The 17,287-nt window shown below is 58.4% G+C and carries 17 protein-coding genes; 12 read left to right on the top strand and 5 right to left on the bottom strand.

Going from position 1 to position 17,287, the window contains the following annotated elements; translation table 11 throughout:
• Positions 1-24: 24 nt before the first annotated feature.
• Positions 25-1,287: an MFS transporter gene (locus tag FQ185_RS08120; protein WP_020300798.1), complete on the bottom strand. Its 1,263-nt coding sequence runs from the start codon at positions 1,285-1,287 to the stop codon at positions 25-27.
• A 361-nt stretch (positions 1,288-1,648) separates the two neighbouring features.
• Between FQ185_RS08120 and FQ185_RS08115 the strand changes: the two genes are divergently transcribed.
• The 6 genes from FQ185_RS08115 (at position 1,649) to FQ185_RS08090 (ending at position 7,098) form a co-directional block, all read left to right on the top strand.
• Positions 1,649-1,885 carry a ferredoxin gene (locus FQ185_RS08115; protein ID WP_020300797.1) on the top strand — a complete coding sequence of 79 codons (237 nt, stop codon included), beginning with the start codon at positions 1,649-1,651 and terminating at the stop codon, positions 1,883-1,885.
• 52 nt (positions 1,886-1,937) lie between these two features.
• On the top strand, positions 1,938-2,696 hold the full coding sequence (locus FQ185_RS08110) for an SDR family NAD(P)-dependent oxidoreductase (RefSeq protein ID WP_020300796.1): 759 nt from the start codon (positions 1,938-1,940) through the stop codon (positions 2,694-2,696).
• A 66-nt stretch (positions 2,697-2,762) separates the two neighbouring features.
• Positions 2,763-3,713 (top strand): VOC family protein, encoded by a 951-nt coding sequence (locus FQ185_RS08105; RefSeq protein ID WP_032904513.1) that lies wholly within the window; start codon positions 2,763-2,765, stop codon positions 3,711-3,713.
• A 1-nt stretch (position 3,714) separates the two neighbouring features.
• Entirely contained in the window at positions 3,715-4,599 is an 885-nt protein-coding gene (locus FQ185_RS08100; protein ID WP_020300794.1) for a fumarylacetoacetate hydrolase family protein, read from the top strand.
• Positions 4,600-4,637: 38 nt separating this feature from the next.
• The gene (locus tag FQ185_RS08095; RefSeq protein WP_020300793.1) at positions 4,638-6,224 is read left to right on the top strand and encodes an MFS transporter; all 1,587 of its coding nucleotides are present in this window, start codon (positions 4,638-4,640) and stop codon (positions 6,222-6,224) included.
• Between the two features lie 88 nt (positions 6,225-6,312).
• Complete coding sequence (locus tag FQ185_RS08090) at positions 6,313-7,098, top strand: IclR family transcriptional regulator (RefSeq protein ID WP_020300792.1); 786 nt, start codon at positions 6,313-6,315, stop codon at positions 7,096-7,098.
• A 9-nt stretch (positions 7,099-7,107) separates the two neighbouring features.
• Here FQ185_RS08090 and FQ185_RS08085 read toward each other — a convergent pair whose 3' ends face one another.
• Both FQ185_RS08085 and FQ185_RS08080 read right to left on the bottom strand, forming a co-directional pair.
• Positions 7,108-8,298 (bottom strand): thiolase family protein, encoded by a 1,191-nt coding sequence (locus FQ185_RS08085; RefSeq protein WP_020300791.1) that lies wholly within the window; start codon positions 8,296-8,298, stop codon positions 7,108-7,110.
• The gene (locus FQ185_RS08080) at positions 8,298-8,696 is read right to left on the bottom strand and encodes a Zn-ribbon domain-containing OB-fold protein (RefSeq protein ID WP_020300790.1); all 399 of its coding nucleotides are present in this window, start codon (positions 8,694-8,696) and stop codon (positions 8,298-8,300) included. The genes FQ185_RS08085 and FQ185_RS08080 overlap by 1 nt, the downstream gene beginning before the upstream one ends.
• 139 nt (positions 8,697-8,835) lie before the next feature.
• On the opposite strand from FQ185_RS08080, the gene FQ185_RS08075 reads away from it, so the two are divergent.
• The 4 genes from FQ185_RS08075 (at position 8,836) to FQ185_RS08060 (ending at position 12,722) form a co-directional block, all read left to right on the top strand.
• On the top strand, positions 8,836-9,537 hold the full coding sequence (locus FQ185_RS08075) for an SDR family NAD(P)-dependent oxidoreductase (RefSeq protein WP_020300789.1): 702 nt from the start codon (positions 8,836-8,838) through the stop codon (positions 9,535-9,537).
• Positions 9,534-10,532 carry a fumarylacetoacetate hydrolase family protein gene (locus tag FQ185_RS08070; RefSeq protein ID WP_020300788.1) on the top strand — a complete coding sequence of 333 codons (999 nt, stop codon included), beginning with the start codon at positions 9,534-9,536 and terminating at the stop codon, positions 10,530-10,532. The genes FQ185_RS08075 and FQ185_RS08070 overlap by 4 nt, the downstream gene beginning before the upstream one ends.
• Positions 10,533-10,655: 123 nt before the next feature.
• Positions 10,656-12,056, top strand: coding sequence for an aromatic ring-hydroxylating dioxygenase subunit alpha (locus FQ185_RS08065; protein ID WP_057005046.1), 1,401 nt, complete (start codon positions 10,656-10,658; stop codon positions 12,054-12,056).
• A gap of 90 nt (positions 12,057-12,146) precedes the next feature.
• Positions 12,147-12,722: an aromatic-ring-hydroxylating dioxygenase subunit beta gene (locus FQ185_RS08060; protein WP_057005047.1), complete on the top strand. Its 576-nt coding sequence runs from the start codon at positions 12,147-12,149 to the stop codon at positions 12,720-12,722.
• 84 nt (positions 12,723-12,806) lie between these two features.
• Here the strand turns inward: FQ185_RS08060 and FQ185_RS08055 are convergent, their stop codons facing one another.
• A complete protein-coding gene (locus tag FQ185_RS08055; RefSeq protein ID WP_057005048.1) occupies positions 12,807-13,547 on the bottom strand; it encodes a DUF2889 domain-containing protein in 741 nt (246 codons plus the stop codon).
• A gap of 101 nt (positions 13,548-13,648) precedes the next feature.
• Here FQ185_RS08055 and FQ185_RS08050 point away from each other — a divergent pair, with 101 nt between their 5' ends.
• Positions 13,649-14,449 carry an SDR family NAD(P)-dependent oxidoreductase gene (locus FQ185_RS08050; RefSeq protein ID WP_126588877.1) on the top strand — a complete coding sequence of 267 codons (801 nt, stop codon included), beginning with the start codon at positions 13,649-13,651 and terminating at the stop codon, positions 14,447-14,449.
• Between the two features lie 128 nt (positions 14,450-14,577).
• Here FQ185_RS08050 and FQ185_RS08045 read toward each other — a convergent pair whose 3' ends face one another.
• Positions 14,578-16,209, bottom strand: a complete 1,632-nt coding sequence (locus FQ185_RS08045) for an ATP-dependent acyl-CoA ligase (protein ID WP_057005050.1) — start codon at positions 16,207-16,209, stop codon at positions 14,578-14,580.
• Positions 16,210-16,392: 183 nt separating this feature from the next.
• Between FQ185_RS08045 and FQ185_RS08040 the strand changes: the two genes are divergently transcribed.
• Positions 16,393-17,124 (top strand): TetR/AcrR family transcriptional regulator, encoded by a 732-nt coding sequence (locus FQ185_RS08040; RefSeq protein ID WP_057005051.1) that lies wholly within the window; start codon positions 16,393-16,395, stop codon positions 17,122-17,124.
• Positions 17,125-17,287 lie beyond the last annotated feature (163 nt).

The raw sequence follows: 17,287 nt of genomic DNA, 5'->3' as shown, positions 1-17,287 counted from the left end.
CTGCTCCGATTCTTGTTAGGGGGCTCAGGATTGGCTGGGAATGGTTTGCACGTTGAAGTGCGGCACTCGCCCAAGGGTCAGTAGCAACAGCGGACCGATCAGGCAGCAGGCGGCGCTATAAACCAGCATGGCGTTATACGATCCGGTGCGCGCCAGCATGTACGCAAAGAGCAACGGCGCCAGCGCCGAAGCCACGGTATTGAGGCCCTGATGCACGCCGAACAGGCGGCCGTATTCGCGCAAGCCGAAGTAGCGGGCAATCAGGAACGCGGCAATATCGAACTCCGCCCCGGCGCCAAAACCAACCAGCACCGCCGCCAGCATGAGCGGGGCAAATTCGGTGGTCGGGCTCAGGTAGATGAAACAACCGATAGCGGGCAGCACCAGGCTGATCGCAGACACAATCGGCGGCCACAGACGATCGAGCAGATAGCCGATAAGCATGCGGCCGAAGATCAGCGAAATACCAAAGCAGCTGAAAATGGTGGCCGCGTCCCCCGCGGATAGGCCTCGGGCTTGCAGCATGGGCACGGTGCTGGTGACCATGCCGACAATCGAAGAAATCACCAGGCTGAGCGCCAGGTTACAGGTCCAGAATTTCAGCGAGCCCATGCCTTCACGAAAAGACATGCCGGGCAATTGCTCCAGCGCACGCCCGCCGTCACGGTGACCGGCAACAGAGGGTAGTTTGAACCACAGCAGAATCAGCGGCAGCAGCACCAACAGATTGAGCAGCGCGAGAATCACGAAGGCCGCGCGCCAGTCCCATTGCTCGATGCCCCAGGCCATCAGCCGGGGAATGATGGCGGCAGTGACACCAGTCCCGGACAGACCAATGGCGAGCGCCAGGCCGCGATTGCTGTCGAACCAAAGACTGATCAGCTGGGTCCAGGTTACGGCCAGCGCGCCCATGCCGACGATGGGCAGCAGTGCAAAGGCGATGTACATCGACCAGATCGATTGGGTCAGCTGCGTGGTTGCCAGGTAACCGAGTGACAACAACAGCAGGGAAATAACGGTAACGCGCTTCATGCCGTAGCGCAGGTTGAACCAACCCACCAACTGCAATGACACCACCGCGCCGCCAAACAGAAAGGTGATGCAGGCTTGCAGCTCACTTTTGCTCCAGCCAAAGGCATCGCCGAGCGGCACGACCAGTGTGCCGAAACCATAGAGCAGGGCGGCGTTGATGCTGATGGCCACTCCGGCGACCGACAAAATCAGGATTTTCCAGCTTTGGCGGAATTCGCGCAGATCGATTGCCGCTTCGTTTCTAGACGGGTGCATGGAGTTGGCTTCCTTATAGGTTTTGTTGAGCCAAGCACTGCTACAAGTGGTGATGTGAATCACCGCCAGCAGATTCTTTGAACAGAATCTGGTTTTTTAATCAGAATAAAATCAGAAATTCGGCTTTGTCCAGCGCAGCTATCTGACTAACGGACAAACGAATTTCATGCGTTGCACCCACGGTTGAATCACTCTGAAGCCAGCCGTGTTCAACATCCTGCTGCGATTCCCTTTTTTTAAGCCAAGGCAATGATCAGGGACAGCGGATGAGCCTCAGCATATCCGCGTTAAAAATTAATTGCACATAAAATAAATAAGTGTTCATAATTTGCAAAAGCTGAACCTGATAAAGGAGAAAAAAATGAGTTCAGAAAAAGCGCAGTTCAAAGCGGTGGCCGACCGAAGCCGCTGCTGTGGTTATGGTTTGTGTGCTGCGATTTGCCCCAGCCTGTACAAGCTTGATGCCGATGGCATGGTGTACCTCGACGATGCCCGCGTGCCGCCGGAGTTGGAGGAGGAGGCTCGTGAGGGTGCAGCCGCTTGCCCCGCGGAGGCCATCTGGCTTGAGCCCATCACCCCGGATGACGAAGCCGTTTGATGGCGTGAGCGCCTGCCGCAAACGTGATAACCACTGAGGTGAGGATGTGCTAATGGGTCGATTACCAAACAAGGTCGCGCTGATAACCGGTACAGGCGGCGGCCAGGGCAGGGCTGCGGCGCTACGTTTTGCCCGTGAAGGGGCGATTGTGGTCGGTTGCGATTTCAATGCCGAAGGTCACGAGGAGACTGCAGCGTTGATGCAGGCCGAGGGTTTTACCCTGTACGGCTCGGCACCCGTGGACCTGGGTGATCATGAACAGGCCAAGGCCTGGATCGATGCCGCCGTGGCTGAACACGGGCGCATCGACATCCTGTACAACAACGCTTCCGCCGCACGCTTCGGGCTGGTCAGCGAGCTGTCGATCGAAGATTGGCAGTACACCATGCGCAACGAAATCGACCTGCTGTTCTATACCACCAAATATGCATGGCACCACTTGGCCGAACAGCGCGGAGTGATCATCAATGTATCGTCCACCGCTGCATGGGGTGGCTCGAAAGTGGCCGGCATTTCCGCGCATTCGGCTGCAAAGGGCGCTGTGGTGTCCTTCACTCGCCAGTTGGCGGTAGAAGGGGCGCCGTTCGGTATACGTGCGGTCAGTTTGAGCCCGGGATTTGTCGCGACGCCTGGCACCCGGCCTTTTCTGGAAGACCCCAAAATGCGCGCCATGCTGCTGGATGGCGTATTGATGGATCGCCCCGGCGAACCCGAGGAAGTGGTGGCAATGGCGGTCTTTGTCGCCTCGGATGAGGCTTCATTCATTACCGGTTCGGACTTCGTCATCGATGGCGGGTTACTCGCGATCTAGCACGCGCGGCGCCCTGGCATGGGCTACCGGCACCCTTTCATCTCGAACAATAACAAGGTGAATAACGTGGACATCATCGGTATCGGTTACATGGGCTTTGAGACCCCCAATCTCCAAGCGTGGCGTGAGTACGGCCCTCAGGTGATGGGTTTTGGCATAGGCAAGAACCCCGAGAGTGATCCCGATTCGCTGTACTTCAAGATCGATGATCGTCGGCATCGCTTCGCTTTTCATCCTGGCAAGGTAGACCGCATTGTCTACATCGGTTGGGAAGCGGTGGGGCGCATGGCGTTCGAGGACGGCATCAAGAAGCTGGCAGCCGCCAATGTCGACTTCACTCGCGGTGATGCTGAGCTGTGCGAAAAGCGTGGCGTGCGTGAATTAGTGCGTTTTCGTGACCCGGTGGGGTATCAGCACGAATTGTTTTACGGGCAAAAATGGCTGCCGCGCTCGTTCCAGCCGGGCCGCCCGCACAGTGGTTTCCTTGCCGACGAACGGGGTGCGGGTCATGTGGTGCTGATCACCCCGGACTACACTCCGGAACTGGAAGACTTCCTGCTTAATGTCATGGGTTTCAGCTGGTATGGCGCTGGTGCGGGCAAGGGACGAACCGGTTTCTTCCGCTCCAAACTCAACCATCACACCAGCCATGACATCGCTTATGGTCACGGACCGGGTCGCATGGGCGTGCAGCATGTCGGGCTGTTTGTACGCAACGTGCGTGATGTCGGTGAGACCTACGACATCGTGCGTCAGCGTGAACTGCCGATGATGATGACCCTCGGCCAACATGCCCAGGACCCCCATCTGTCGTTCTACCATTTCAATCCGTCCGGGTTCGCCTTCGAGACCATTGCTGAAATCGAGCCATGGCAAGGCGATCCCTATGAGCTGAATCCAGAAAAACTCAGCCTGTGGGGCCACGAAATGGTCGGGCCAATTCTCGGCGCCAGCGTCAAGACGCCGGAAGAAGTGCTCGACGCCGAGTACCTGCCGACCTACTTGGCCAAGCGCTGACATGCGTCTGGCGCGGGTCGAAGTTGCCGGGCAAGCGTTCTGGGCGTTGCTGAATGCGCAAGCTGATTGCTTTCGGCGAATTAATGCTCCTTTCGCCCACTGGGCCGGGCTAGGGGCGGATCTTGCGCCAGACGCCCTCGACCCGAGTGGCGAATGGTTGCCGTTGTCGGCTGCGCGCCTGCTTGCGCCATTGGAACCCGGTAGCCGGGTTTTTGGTGTGGGCCTCAATTACCTCAGCCACCTCAAGCGCCTTGGCAGTGATTCTCCGGCGCACCCGTTGGCGTACATGAAACCGGAGTCAGCGCTGGTTGGTGCCTATGACGAGATCGATTATTCGCCGCTGACCACCCAGCTTGATTACGAGGTGGAACTGGTCGCCGTAGTGGGCCGCCCGTTGCTGGATGAACCGCATGCCAGCGACTGCCTGCTGGGGTATACGGTGGGCAATGACATAAGTGCGCGCGATGCCGGCAAGCAGATTGGTCGTCTGGACCTGTTGACCCAGAAAGCCATGGACCGCACCACACCGGTAGGTCCATGGATCGTGACCGCGGACGAACTGGGTGTAACGGGGCAACCGGCTTTAGATATGCGCCTGAGCGTTAACTATGAACTGCGCCAGCAGGACAATACCCGGCAGATGATTTTTCCCCTGGATGAGTTGCTCAATTATCTGGATGCACGCATCAGTCTGCGTCCTGGCGACCTGGTGTTTACCGGATCCACCCACGGCGTAGGACTGGAAAGCGGGCGTTTTTTACGGCCGGGTGATCGGGTCGAGGCTGAGATTGCAGGTATCGGTCGACAGAGCAATACCATCGCTGCGCCACGCCAACTCATCCCCGCCCGTGCGGCGGGGCGACTGGGTCAGCCGCTGGACAAGTAATCCCTGAAACTGACTGGCGTAGCCGCTGAGGAGTGATGATGAGCGAGGGTTCGGCGTGGGCGCCGTTTCGCAACAAAGCGTTCCGCGGTTTATGGCTGGCAGCCGCAGTGGTCAACATGGCTATCTGGATGCAGACGGTCGCCGCGGCGTGGATCATGACCACATTGACGACGTCGGCAGCCATGGTCTCTCTGGTGCAAACCGCCGTGACCCTACCGGTATTTCTGTTTGCCTTTCCCGGTGGGGTGATTGCCGATCGGGTAGACCGTCGCAGTTGGCTGATCATTACCCAGTGCATGATGCTGTTCGCCGCACTGGTGTTGTGTGTGCTGGCGTACAGCGCGCACATGGAAACCTGGGGCTTGTTGGCGTTTACCTTTGTGCTCGGTACTGGCAGTGCGCTGGGCATGTCGGCGTGGATGGTGACCATGGTCGGCGTACTGCCTCGCGACCAGGTGCCGGCTGCAGTGTCCTTGAACGGAATTTCCATCAATGCCACCCGGGCTTTGGGCCCCGCGTTGGCGGGTGCACTGATTGCATACTGGAACACGACCTCGGTATTTCTGGTGATCGCGCTGTGTATGTTCGCGGTGCTCCTCTTCCTCTTTCGTATCGCGCCCAACCCGCCTGCCGTGGGCTTGCCACCGGAAACCCTGACCGGTGGCATGCGCAGTGGCCTGCGCTATATCCGGCATTCAGCGGTCCTGTTCAGCGCCATGAAGCAGGTTCTTGTGTTCACCATGAGTGCCAGTGCTTTATGGGCCTTGCTGCCACTGGTGGCCAAGCAGGAATTGGGTATGGACGCTGGTGGTTATGGCTTGCTCATGGCGTTTCTTGGTGCCGGTGCAGTATTGGCTGCGCTGAGCTTGCCGCGGTTGTATCGCGTATTGGGCATGCGTCATCTGCTGGTTTGCGGCGCCATTTCCTTTGCCCTCGCCACCCTCACTGCCGCGCTATCCAACAACCGCTACGCGGTCTGCGCAATGCTGCTGCTGGCAGGGTTCGGCTGGATGGCGGTCAACGCGACCATTTCAACGGTGGTGCAAACCTATGCCGCCAATTGGGTGCGCGCACGGGTCGCATCGGTCTATGTGTTGATCCTGATGGGCGCGATGGCGGCCGGCGGTGCGATATGGGGGGCATTGGCCGAGTATCTGGGATTGAGCCAGAGCTTGCTGCTCTCGACACTGTTGTTGCTGGTCGGCATCGCGCTGACCCGAAATGGCCATGTGGAACTGGGCCAGGAAGCAGACTTTGCCGAGGTGCAGTTGACCGACACACTCCAGCTGGCCAGTCCGGTGTCCCATTCCGAAGGACCGGTATCGGTGGAGATTGTGTACCAGGTGGCGGCGCCGGACCGCGATGAATTTCTGGCTGCCGTATACGCGGTAGGCAAGGCGCGACGGCGCAACGGTGCGCAAAACTGGCGTTTGTACCGCGACATGGCGGACCCGCAACTCTACAGCGAGCGCTTTATTGTCGAGTCATGGCTGGAATACTTGCGCCAACAGGTTCGGGTGACCCAGGCCGACCAGGCCCAAGAGCGTCTCATCGAGCGTTTTCGTCGCGAAGATCTGCAAACCCGTCGTTTGATCTATCAGCCGCCAGTGAAATTAACCGATTGAAGTGTTCGAGTAATTCCCAGATAAAACTTTTACGGCGCCAATCATTCTCAGGTTAGAATGGCGCCACTCTAAAGTTACTGGATTGGGCATGGAACTCACTGACGTCAACGACAGCAGCAAATCGGCCGGCGCAACCCTCGTCAAGCCTGTATCCAACGCCATACGCATCTTGCGCTATCTCAGTCAGGTGGGCACGCCGGAACGTTCAGTGGACATCGCCCGGCAACTGAAAATCAATCCAAGTACCTGCTTCAACATCCTGCGCACCCTGGTGCAAGAGGAGGTGGTCGATTTCAGTGCCCTTTCCAAGCGTTACACCGTGGGCCTGGGCCTGGCGCGCCTGGTTGAACAATTGGTGACTCAGGGTCACCGCGTGCAAATGGCCAAACCCCTGTTGCAGAACCTGGCTGCACGCCAGCGGGTGACCATCACCCTGTGGCGCAAAATGAGCCCTGACCGCATCGTCATTGTCAGTTCCGCCGCGAGCCCGACCGATGTGCGTATCGACATGGCTGAAGGTCAGCGTCTGCCAATTCTGATGGGCGCCAGCGGCCGGTTGTTCGCTACGCAGATCGACCTCGACGATCCGGAAGTACAGAGCAGTTTCGAGACGATTCGCTGGGCCCAGCCGCTGTCGCTCGAGGTCTATCGCGAAGAAGTGAGAGAGGCCGCCGAGCGCGGTTGGGCAATGGACGATGGGCATTTTTCGGGGGGGATTCTTGCCATTGCGGCGCCGGTCTTCTCACCAACCAACAGCATCGATTTCACCGTGTCAGCGGTGATGTTCCGTGGCCAACGGGATGAAGAGGGCCTTGCCGAACTGGGCAAGGCGCTGATCGAGTTCTGCAGCGAAGTGGCCGGCGTACTCTACTGAGGCGCGCCGTTACTCGCGAACCAGTAGCAGGCTACCCCCCAGCGGGCCGCCTCCGGCTGCCACCGTACTGACGCGGTGTTCGCGGGTTTGCCGGCCTTCGGCACGACCCCACAGTTGCAGGCAGGCTTCATGCACGTAACCCAGGCCGTGGGTGCGTCCGCCAGACAGCTGCCCGCCATTGGTATTGATGGGCAAGCTGCCCTCCAGTGCGATGCGCGTGCCACCCTCGACGAACGCGCCACTTTCCCCAATGGGGCACAGGCCCAGGGCTTCAAGCCAGATCAGGGTCAAGATCGAAAATCCGTCATACAACTGCGCAGATTCAACATCCTGCGGGGTGTAGTCGGTGCGTGCCCACATCATCTCGCCAACATCGAAGGCGGCCATTTTGGTCAGGGAGATCTGATCCCACGACCAGGGCTGGTTCAACGCTGCGCCCATGGCCTCGATGCGAATTGGTTTATTTGGCTGGTCCTGGGCGATATCACGACGGGACAGGATGATGGCGGTGGACGCATCACAATGCACGTCGCAGTCGAACATGCGCAGAGGCGTTGAAATCATTCGCGATGCCATGTAGTCGTCCATGCTCATCGGCGTGCGGTACAGCGCCTTGGGGTTGCGCATGGCGTTCTGGCGACACGTCAGGGCTATCTGCGCCAGCTGCTCCGGTCGGGTGCCGTATTCATGGAAGTGACGCTGGGCATACAACGCCATCAGATTGATGCCCGATTGCACATTGAACGGGGTAAACCACTGCCAGGCGTAGCTGCTGTCGCGACCCTGGGTTTTGTTGGTCAGTGCGCCGGCCTGTTTGTTGAGCATACGGGCTGACGCTTCGGTGATGGTGCGAAACACCAGTACGTGCTTGCACAGGCCCGCCGCAATCGCCATGGCCCCGTTAATGACCCCGGTAAGCGGGCCGGGCCCTTCATAACCGCCACCGAACCAGTTGACGTTGAGCCCAAGGGCGCTCTTCAGCGCACTGGGACCGACCGGTGAGAACGGGTCGCCATTGTTGTTATCACCCGGCCAGCAGGCCACGCCGTCGATGTCGCTACGTTGCAGGCCGGCGTCCGCAATGGCTTCCAGGCAGGCGTCCAGGGTCAGGCGCATCGCTGACTTGGTAGACGGTCGGCCGATCTCTGATTGCCCGATACCGGTAATGGCTACGTCTTTTTCATAACGATGATCGAACATCACTGATCCTTCTCGAACAGAGGCAACCACACATCCTCGACATTGAGGAAGCTGACCCGTACCGGCATGTCGATATGTACATCCGTGACCGGCATGCCCACCACGTTGCTCACGAACTGCAAGCCGGGTTGCTCAACGAGCTCGATGATCGCCACCACATAGGGCACCTCCAGGTCGGGGGTCCAGGGTTGATAGTTGATGGTGAAGCTAAGTACGGTGCCCTTGCCGGACACCGCTTGCGGCGCCACGTCGAAGCTTGCGCAATGCGGGCAGAGCGGGGCGGGCGGGTGGAAATACCGGCTACAGGCTGCGCAGCGATGAACGAGCAGTTCGCCCTGTTGACCGCCTTGCCAGAAGGCGCGGTTGTCGGCGTTGAGTGCAGGCAGTTTTCTAGGCATCAGCGGTCCGCAGGTGAGTGTTTGACTTGAAGTCATACGGTATCATTTGTACATATTTTCTAAAAGTGTCATATATTCATCCGGACAAAGGCGCGAATCGACCGTTCGCGCCGTAAAACAACAACAAGAGGATTTCGCGATGTCCCAATCACTATTGGACAAGAGGGTAGTCGTCACCGGCGGGTTTGGTGCCCTCGGCAGCGCACTTGGCAAATTTCTGCTGGCGCGAGGCGCCCGGGTGGCGTTGCTGGATCGTAGCGAGGCCCCAGCTGCCTTGCTGGATACGGAAAACCTGCTGTGCCTGGGTGGTGTCGACCTGACTTCGAGCGAGTCGGCCAGCGCTGCGTTCGAGCAGGTCGCGGGGCATTTGGGTGGCATCGACGGTTTGGTCAATGTCGCGGGCGGGTTTGCCTGGGAGACCGTCGAAGGTGGCAGCCTGCTGACCTGGGATCGCCTCTATCAGATGAACGTACGTACCGCAGTGGTCAGTTCTCAATCCGCGTTGACACACCTGCTGGATTCCAAGGCCGGGCGCATCGTCAACATTGGCGCGCTGGCCTCTGTCAAAGCCGCAACAGGTATGGGGGCTTATGCCGCCTCCAAGGCCGGTGTGGCCCGGTTGACCGAGGCGTTGGCCGAGGAACTGAAGGATCGTGGTGTAACGGTCAACGCTGTGCTGCCGAGCATCATTGACACCCCCGCCAACCGCGCCGACATGCCTGATGCTGACAGCAGCCGCTGGGTCACTCCGCAGGCGTTGGCGGCGGTAGTGGCGTTTCTTTTATCCGACGAAGCCGCAGCAGTAACCGGTGCGCTGCTCCCCGTGAGTGGTCGCGTATGAGACTGGTGACGTATACCGACGCCGAAGGGTTTGAGCGCGCGGGTGCATTGCTCAATCGGGATCAGCAGGTACTCGACCTGCAACACGCTTACCGCTTGCTGGAAGGTCGTGACAGTGTGGCGTTGAGCAGCATTCTGGCTTTGGTAGAGGCCGGCGAACCGGCGCTGGAATTGGCCCGCTCACTGGTCGCTAAGGCACCCTCGGCGGCGGTGCTGGAGCGTGCCAGCGTGAAGCTGCGTGCACCGATCCAGCCGCCTCCACAAATGCGCGACTGTTCCTGCTTCGAATTGCATCTGCGCCAGAGCTTCGCGGCGGCCCGTCGTGCCCGTGCGCTGCGTACCGAAGACCCGGAAGCCACGCTGAAAGCGATGAACACCCGCGCTGACGATCGGGTCATCGAGACTTTCAACAAGCAGCCTATTTACTACAAGGGCAACCGTTTCGCGGTGATTGGCATCGACGATGAATTTCAATGGCCGAGCTACAGCCGGGCGATGGATTTCGAACTGGAGTTCGGTTGCTACATCGGTAAGCGCGGCAAGGACATCAGCCGTGAAGCCGCCCGGGCGCATATCGTCGGCTACACCATCTTCAACGACATGAGTGCCCGCGACGCCCAGGCCCTGGAAATGCCCGGCATGCTCGGCCCGGCCAAGAGCAAGGATTTTGATACCGCCAATATCATGGGCCCCTGTCTGGTGACAGCCGATGAGCTGGGTGATCCCTATGACCTGAACATGGTCGCCCGGGTCAATGGCGAGGAGTGGGGGCGCGGCAATACCCGCGATATGCGCTGGAGTTTCGAAGACGTGATTGCCCACGTGTCCCGCTCGGAAACCCTGTACCCCGGCGAGTTTCTGGGCTCCGGCACGGTCGGCAACGGCTGCGGCCTGGAGCAATTGCGTTATTTGAAGCCTGGCGATGTGGTTGAACTGGAGATCGACGGCATTGGTGTGCTGCGCACTCAAGCGGGCAAGGCATCGAACAAGGATTGACGCGTACGTGAATGACGGAAGAATTCACTTACAAGTACAAAGTGAATTCTATGTACATAAATAGAGAAAGTGTCTTATATTTCGCTGCGACTACTGTCGTGACGCTCTGATCAGGAGGCAATCATGCTAACAAGAACAAGCCCCGTATTGTCTGATGGAACCAAGGTCTCTGACCTCATCTATCCCTCTAGCCGTGAAGTACAAATGCGCGTGTTGTCTGACCGCGAAATCTACGAGCTGGAGATGGAAAAAATCTTCGGCAAGATCTGGGTACTCCTGGGTCACGAGTCGGAGATCCCCAATTCCGGGGACTTCATGGTCCGCGACCTGGGCTCCGACTCGGTCATTGTTGCCCGTGGTAAAGAGGGCGAGGTGTTTGTAAACCTCAATGTGTGCCCGCACCGCGGCATGCGCATCAGCACCGCCGATTGTGGCAACACGCAAATTCATAAATGCATCTACCACGGCTGGGCCTTCCGCCCGAATGGCGACTTTGTCGGCTCACCCGTCGAGCGTGAGTGCATGCACGGCAAGATGCTGCCAAAAGAAGAACTGGGCCTGAAAAAGGCACGGGTCACGCTGTACGGCGGTCTGGTCTTTGCGACCTGGAATATCGATGGGCCGTCGTTTGACGAATTCCTCGGCGATGCCAAGTGGTATTACGACATGCTGTTCTGCCGCTCCGACAAGGGCATGGAAGTACTCGGCCCACCGCAGCGCTTTATCGTTAACGCCAACTGGAAAACGGCTGGCGAGCAATCGGCGGCTGACGGTTTCCACACACTGACCTTGCACCGTTGGCTGGGCGAAGTGGGCAATTACGCCAAGAAAGGCGAGGGTGAAACAGCCGACCTCAGCCCGGAAATGATCGGAGTTGAAATCAGCTCGCCCCATGGCCATGCCCTGCGCTGCATCGACCTGGCGCGCAAGATCAAGCGCCTGACCGGCCTCGATCCGGCAGAGTTGAGTGTGCAGCAGAAGCTCGAAGCATTGCCGCCTGCCGGCATGACCGCCGACATGGTCGAACAGCTGGCACGCAACTTGACCGAAGATCAGTTGAAAGTGCTCACCAGCATGCCGCCGCAAGTCGGTGGAATGTTCCCGAACATTCTTTTCGGTTTTGTCTACATTCCGCAGCCGGATGGCACTGTCGTCGGCTCGATGACCCTGCACGCCTACGTGCCGCAAGGTCCGGACAAGCTCGAGTTCGTCAACTGGGTATTTGCCGAGAAAGACGCTTCCCCGGAATTGCGCGACAAGATGCTCAAGCAAACCATCCAGCTGTTCGGCACGTCCGGCATGGTCGAGCAGGATGACTCCGATACCTGGCCGCACATGACGCTGGCTGCCAAGGGGGCGATGGGCCGCAAGAGCACGATGAAGTACCAGGCAGTCTTTGAAACGGGGGCGCCGGAAGGCTGGCCTGGCCCGGGCATCGTCAACGAAGGTTTCACCAAGGACGATACCCAGTGGCACTGGTGGTTGTACTGGCATGAGCTGATGACTGCATCGGACGACAAGTAAAGCGTCTGTTACGCCTGGTATGACTGCGGTCCTGAGGGGCCGCAGTTGCTGGAAACCGCATTAACAAGAATAAAAGTGAGGGAATGACTCATGGCTCAGGTTCAACAACGCGGTGTGGAGGATATCCAGCCGGGTTCCCCAGTCGGTACCAAGCGAGTACCGGTAGGCTCGCCGATTTACAACGATGTGGTGACCTTTCTCTACGAGGAAGCCACGCTGCTGGACCAGATTCGCCTGCAGGAGTGGGCCGAACGCCTGGACACCGACCTGGTGTACACAGTGCCGCTACGCCAGACGCGCTTGGCCGCCGAGTTGAAAACCACCATCGTGCGCAGCGTTCAGCATTACCACGATGACTACCGCTCGATCATGGGCCGAATCCTGCGCCTGTCCGGCAAAAGTGCCTGGGCGGAAGATCCTCCTTCGCGTACCCGACGTCTGGTGACCAACGTGTTTGTCGAAGAAACCGACAAGAGCGATGAGTTTGTGGTGACCAGTTACCTGCTGCTGACCCGTAGCCGGTTCAAGGACCACCACGTCGACATTATCAGTGGCGAACGGCGTGATGTGCTGCGCCTGAGTGAAGTGGGATTCAAGTTGGCGCGGCGCGAAGTCATCATTGACCAGGCGGTGCTTGGAACACCCAATCTGGCCGTCTTCCTCTAGTTCGTACCGGCGGTCTGGTTTGAACCCGGATCGCCGTACCTTGAAGGCATTGGCCGCTCTGTTCTTGACGCAAGAGCGAAGCGGCTATTGCTGTTGTCTCAGCCATTGCTGATCCTCTGCGCACAACTTGAGCTGCTCGTGGCTGAAATCCAGAGTCGAGCCTTTCATGCGCAGTGCCTGCTCCGCACGTTCGGGTTGCTGGCTGTAGCAGAGGGCGCTGGTAGCGGCGTGAATCTGGGCGTCGAGGTTGTACGCACGCCCCATCGAAATCAGGGTGCAGCGGCGAAGCAAAAGAGCCGCTTCGGCGGCTTCTTCATTGAGGGTGCTCAGTGCCCAGCGTGCCATACCTTCGCGAAGGTTGATGCCGCAGTAGGGGGCTGGTCTTTCGATCAGGGTGCCATCGACTTCCCAGCTCAGCTTTTCAACGCCGTCGCACAGCAACGTAGCGCGAGTGTGATTGGCAATACGCTGGCCGACGTTGATGTCATAACGGCGCTGGTGGGGGCCTCGAGCGGCCGCCGCGACAGCGAGGCCCGCGAGGTCCAGCAGATGGGTGCATTGATGACTGGCATCGGTCTGACGGGTGACCGAGTGGGCTATCCGGTCCAGTTTCATGCCCACCAGGTGCTGTAATTGATCGCAAGCCTGAGGGCACAAGGAATAAGGGTAGCGAAGCGCTTCGCCGCCAATGGCGGTGACTTCACCTTGATGGTGGCAGACCCAGACACGGAAGTGGTGGAAGTCGTCTTCCAGCGCGGCTCGGACTTCGCCCGTGCCATTGCCGGGATGAGCAATGATGTCTACGCGGCGACGAAATACACTCATCCTCAATATCCTTGCTTCAATGCTGTTCAGGCTGACGAAATCAGCTATATTTGAACACTATAACCAAAAATGTTCACTAAAAAACAAGAAATGGAGTGGCTATGGCACTGCTAAACGAACAGGTCGCGTTGATTACCGGTGCAGGTGGCGGAATAGGCCGCGGTATCGCGCTGAACTTTGCCAAAGAGGGCGCTGCTGTGGTGGTCGCCGAGCTGGATGTCACCAGTGGCGAGGCCATAGTCGCCGAACTCAAAGCGCTGGGTGCCCAAGCGGTGTTCATCAAGACCGACGTGTGCAGCAAGGCCGATATCGAAGCTGCCGTGCAATTGGCCGTTGATCAGTTCGGTGGTCTGGACATATTGGTTAACAACGCCTTTGCGCCAACACCCAATGTCCTTCTGGAAGAAAAAACCGACGCGATGCTGGAGAAAACCCTCGGTTCTACAGTGTGGGCGGCCTGGTGGGCGATGAAAGCCGCACTGCCCCACATGAAAGCGAGAGGCGGCGGCAAGATTATCAACTTCTATTCCATCGATATCGAGATCGGCGCCTGGTTGCACGGCGACTACAACACGGCAAAGGCAGCGATCGTGGGGCTGACTCGTAGCGCGGCTTCTGAATGGGGGCGGTTCAACATTCGAACCAATGCCATCGCACCGACTGCGATGGGTGCGACCTTTCACAAACTCGCTGCAGAGAACCCGGGGTTTGCCGAAATGTCCGCTTCGATGCGTCCGTTGGGGCGCTGTGGCGAGCCTGAAGCTGATATCGGGCCGGTGGTGGTATTCCTCGCTTCGGAGATGTCGCGCTTTATCACTGGCGAGACCATTCACGTCGATGGTGGCCTGCACTTACCCGGTTACAACTCCCGCCCCAAAGGCATTCCCGTGCGCGAGTATTGATTACCCCGGTTGATGCAGGAGCGAGCAAGCTCGCTCCTGCAAAGAAGGCTCCAGGCCCAAGAGACGCGAAAGCCCGCTTCAAAGCGGGCTTTCGACGTTGGATCGACGAGACATACCGGGCAGGACCGTTACTTTTTGGACACCACGATCGATGTGGTTTCCAGATCCCAGGTGGCGGCGGTTTTACCTTCATCGCGCAGCAGATACTTCAACACCCGACCCTGCGGGTTTTTCGGCAAGCTGCTGCGAAACTCGATGTAGCGCGGCAAGGCATAGTAGGGCACCGAGTCGGTGGCCCAATGGAACAGCTGCTCCGGGTCTAGCGTCACGCCTTCATGCAGTACGGCAGTCACCTTCACATCATCCTCGCCTTTATCAGAAGGCACGGCATGCACCGCCACTTCGGCCAGTGCCGGGTGAGAAGCAAAGGCTGCTTCCATTTCAAAGCTGGAAATGTTCTCCCCCCTGCGACGCATGTAGTCCTTCTTGCGGTCGACAAAGTAGAAGAAGCCATCATCATCGAATTTGCCAACGTCGCCGGTGTGGAACCACATGTTGCGCATCAGCTTCTGGGTATCCTCCGGACGACGCCAGTAGCCCTGGAACATGATGTCGGGACGGAGCGGGCGCACCACGATTTCGCCAGGGGAGTTGGGCGGTACTTCCTGATCGAGGTCGTCGACGATCCTAACGTCAAAATCTGCAATACGTTTACCCGACGAGCCGGGCGCGGCGTATTCCCCGGCAGCCAGCGAAGTGATAACGCAGGCTTCGGTCAGGCCATAGCCGTTGCCGCCTACCAGCTTGGTGCCGAAGCGCTCGCGCCAGATCTTTTTGGTTTCTTCGGTATAAGGGTTGCCACGGGCGGTATGGATCTGCCCGACGCAGCGCAACATCGCTTCGTTATCTGGCGCCTGGGCGAGGAGGCCGCCCATGCCACCCAGGATCGAGGCAATGGTCGCGCCCGAGCGCTCCACTTCCGGCCAGAAATTCGAGACCGAGAACCGCGCAAGAATGGCGGCGCGCGCGCCCACCAGAATGCTGGCAATGATGGATACACACAGCGCATTCATGTGAAACAGCGGCAGCGGCGTGATGGTGACGTCGTCGGCACTGGCCGGACCGGCACGTAGTTGCAGGCGCGCCAGATTGCACATGAAGTTGTAGCTGATCATGCAGCCCTTGGAAGGGCCCGTTGTACCCGAGGTGTAAATCAGGCAGGCGAGGTCTGAAGGTTGCGGTTTATTGACGAGTGGGGTGGCGTCATGGCCACGCCATTCATCCAGTGGCGCAATACGAATCGGGCAATCAGGAACTGCTTCGAGGGTGCCACGGTGAAGAATGTGGTGGACGTCCTGCAGTTGTGAGGCGAGCGGGGTGATGCGTGGCAGGTAGGCTGCTTCGCAAATTACCACCGAGGTGCCGGTATCGGCGATCTGATGGCGGAGGAACTCGCCCTTGAGCGCGGTGTTGATCGGCACACTCACGGCGCAGAGCTTGTTGATGGCCAGCCAGGTGGTGACGGCATCGATATTGTTATCCAGCATCGTCAGCACGGTTTCACCGGCCTTGACGCCCAGGGTGGCAAGTGCGTTGGCCATCTTGGTGGAAAGTGAGTCAACCTGAGCATATGTGTATAACTCACCGCTGAAATCCAGCAATATTTTGTCTGGATGCCTTGCTACCGCGCGATCTAACGCGTCAATGACAGTGTCTCGTTCTCCCACTGCCCAGGTGTCTGGATTTCCACTGCTACCCATCAGTTTTCTCCTTTAGGCATCCGTAAGCGGTCGGGTTGCCTGATTTTATTTTGAAGAGAGAATCTGATTCTAAATACAAACGTCTTAAATGTCTTTAGCAATAAGTTGAACATATAGTGTTATTTATGCACAGATCCTGTGCTAACGTTGCACAATCTTTACTCTTCATGAGCCTGTCACGCCATGCCAAAAGCCGCACCCAAGAAAGCAGAGGCGCCAGCGCCGGCTAGCAAACCCAAAAAAAATGCGCCACCTGAAGCAGGGGCGAGCCCGGCTAAACCCGTCGAGCGACGTGCTGCTGCCAACTCAGTGGCAGGAACCAAAGTCAAGCCGAATCGCCGTTCGGAAGAAACCATTGCCAACATCCTTAAAGCCACTGAGGAAGTCGTGCTGATGTCTGGCGCGGATCGTATTTCGATCCTGGATGTGTGCCAGGTAGCGGGCGTTTCCCGTGGCACCTTTTATCGCTATTTCGCTTCGCAAGAGGACTTGCTGGACACCTTTTCACGCCACAAGCGCGAAAGCTTTCACAGCTCGCTGTCCCAGGAACTCGGTCACATCAGTGATCCTGAAGCGCGCTTGAATGCGCTGTTTGCCTATCTCGACAACTACCTGGAGCAAAGTCGGGCTCGGCGTCTTCTGGTGGTTGCACCCGACTACGCGCTGGGCTTCTTCCGACGGATTTTCCACGATTCGATCGTGCGCTTTCAGGATGGCCTGGGCATCGTTTTCGACGACTGGGACGAACGCCTCGGGGTGCGTCTTGACCGTGAGCTGATCTGCGAAATGATCATTCGTTACGTGTTGAGCGAAATCCTCGTGCCAGAAGCCGCGGGGCGTCGATTGTTCCCGGTCCGGGTGAAAAAACTCCTGGGCGCGCTGATCATGGGTTCTACCTCGCGCACCCGCCGCTGACCTTAAAGAACTACCCATCGCGCAAACAAAAGCCCCCGTTTATCGGGGGCTTTGCGTTTCCGTACGCTAATTTTTCCCCTCCTGCATTCCACTCTTTTTCGAGGCTGACTCGAAGTTTTGGACCCCTCTAAGCATTTTTCGACGCGAGTTGAGGGCTCTGGGT

The organism is Pseudomonas sp. ANT_H12B, assembly GCF_008369325.1.
Taxonomy (GTDB): Bacteria; Pseudomonadota; Gammaproteobacteria; order Pseudomonadales; family Pseudomonadaceae; genus Aquipseudomonas.
The sequence above is the reverse complement of the archived record's forward strand: the minus strand, read 5'-3'. Positions and strand labels throughout refer to the sequence as shown.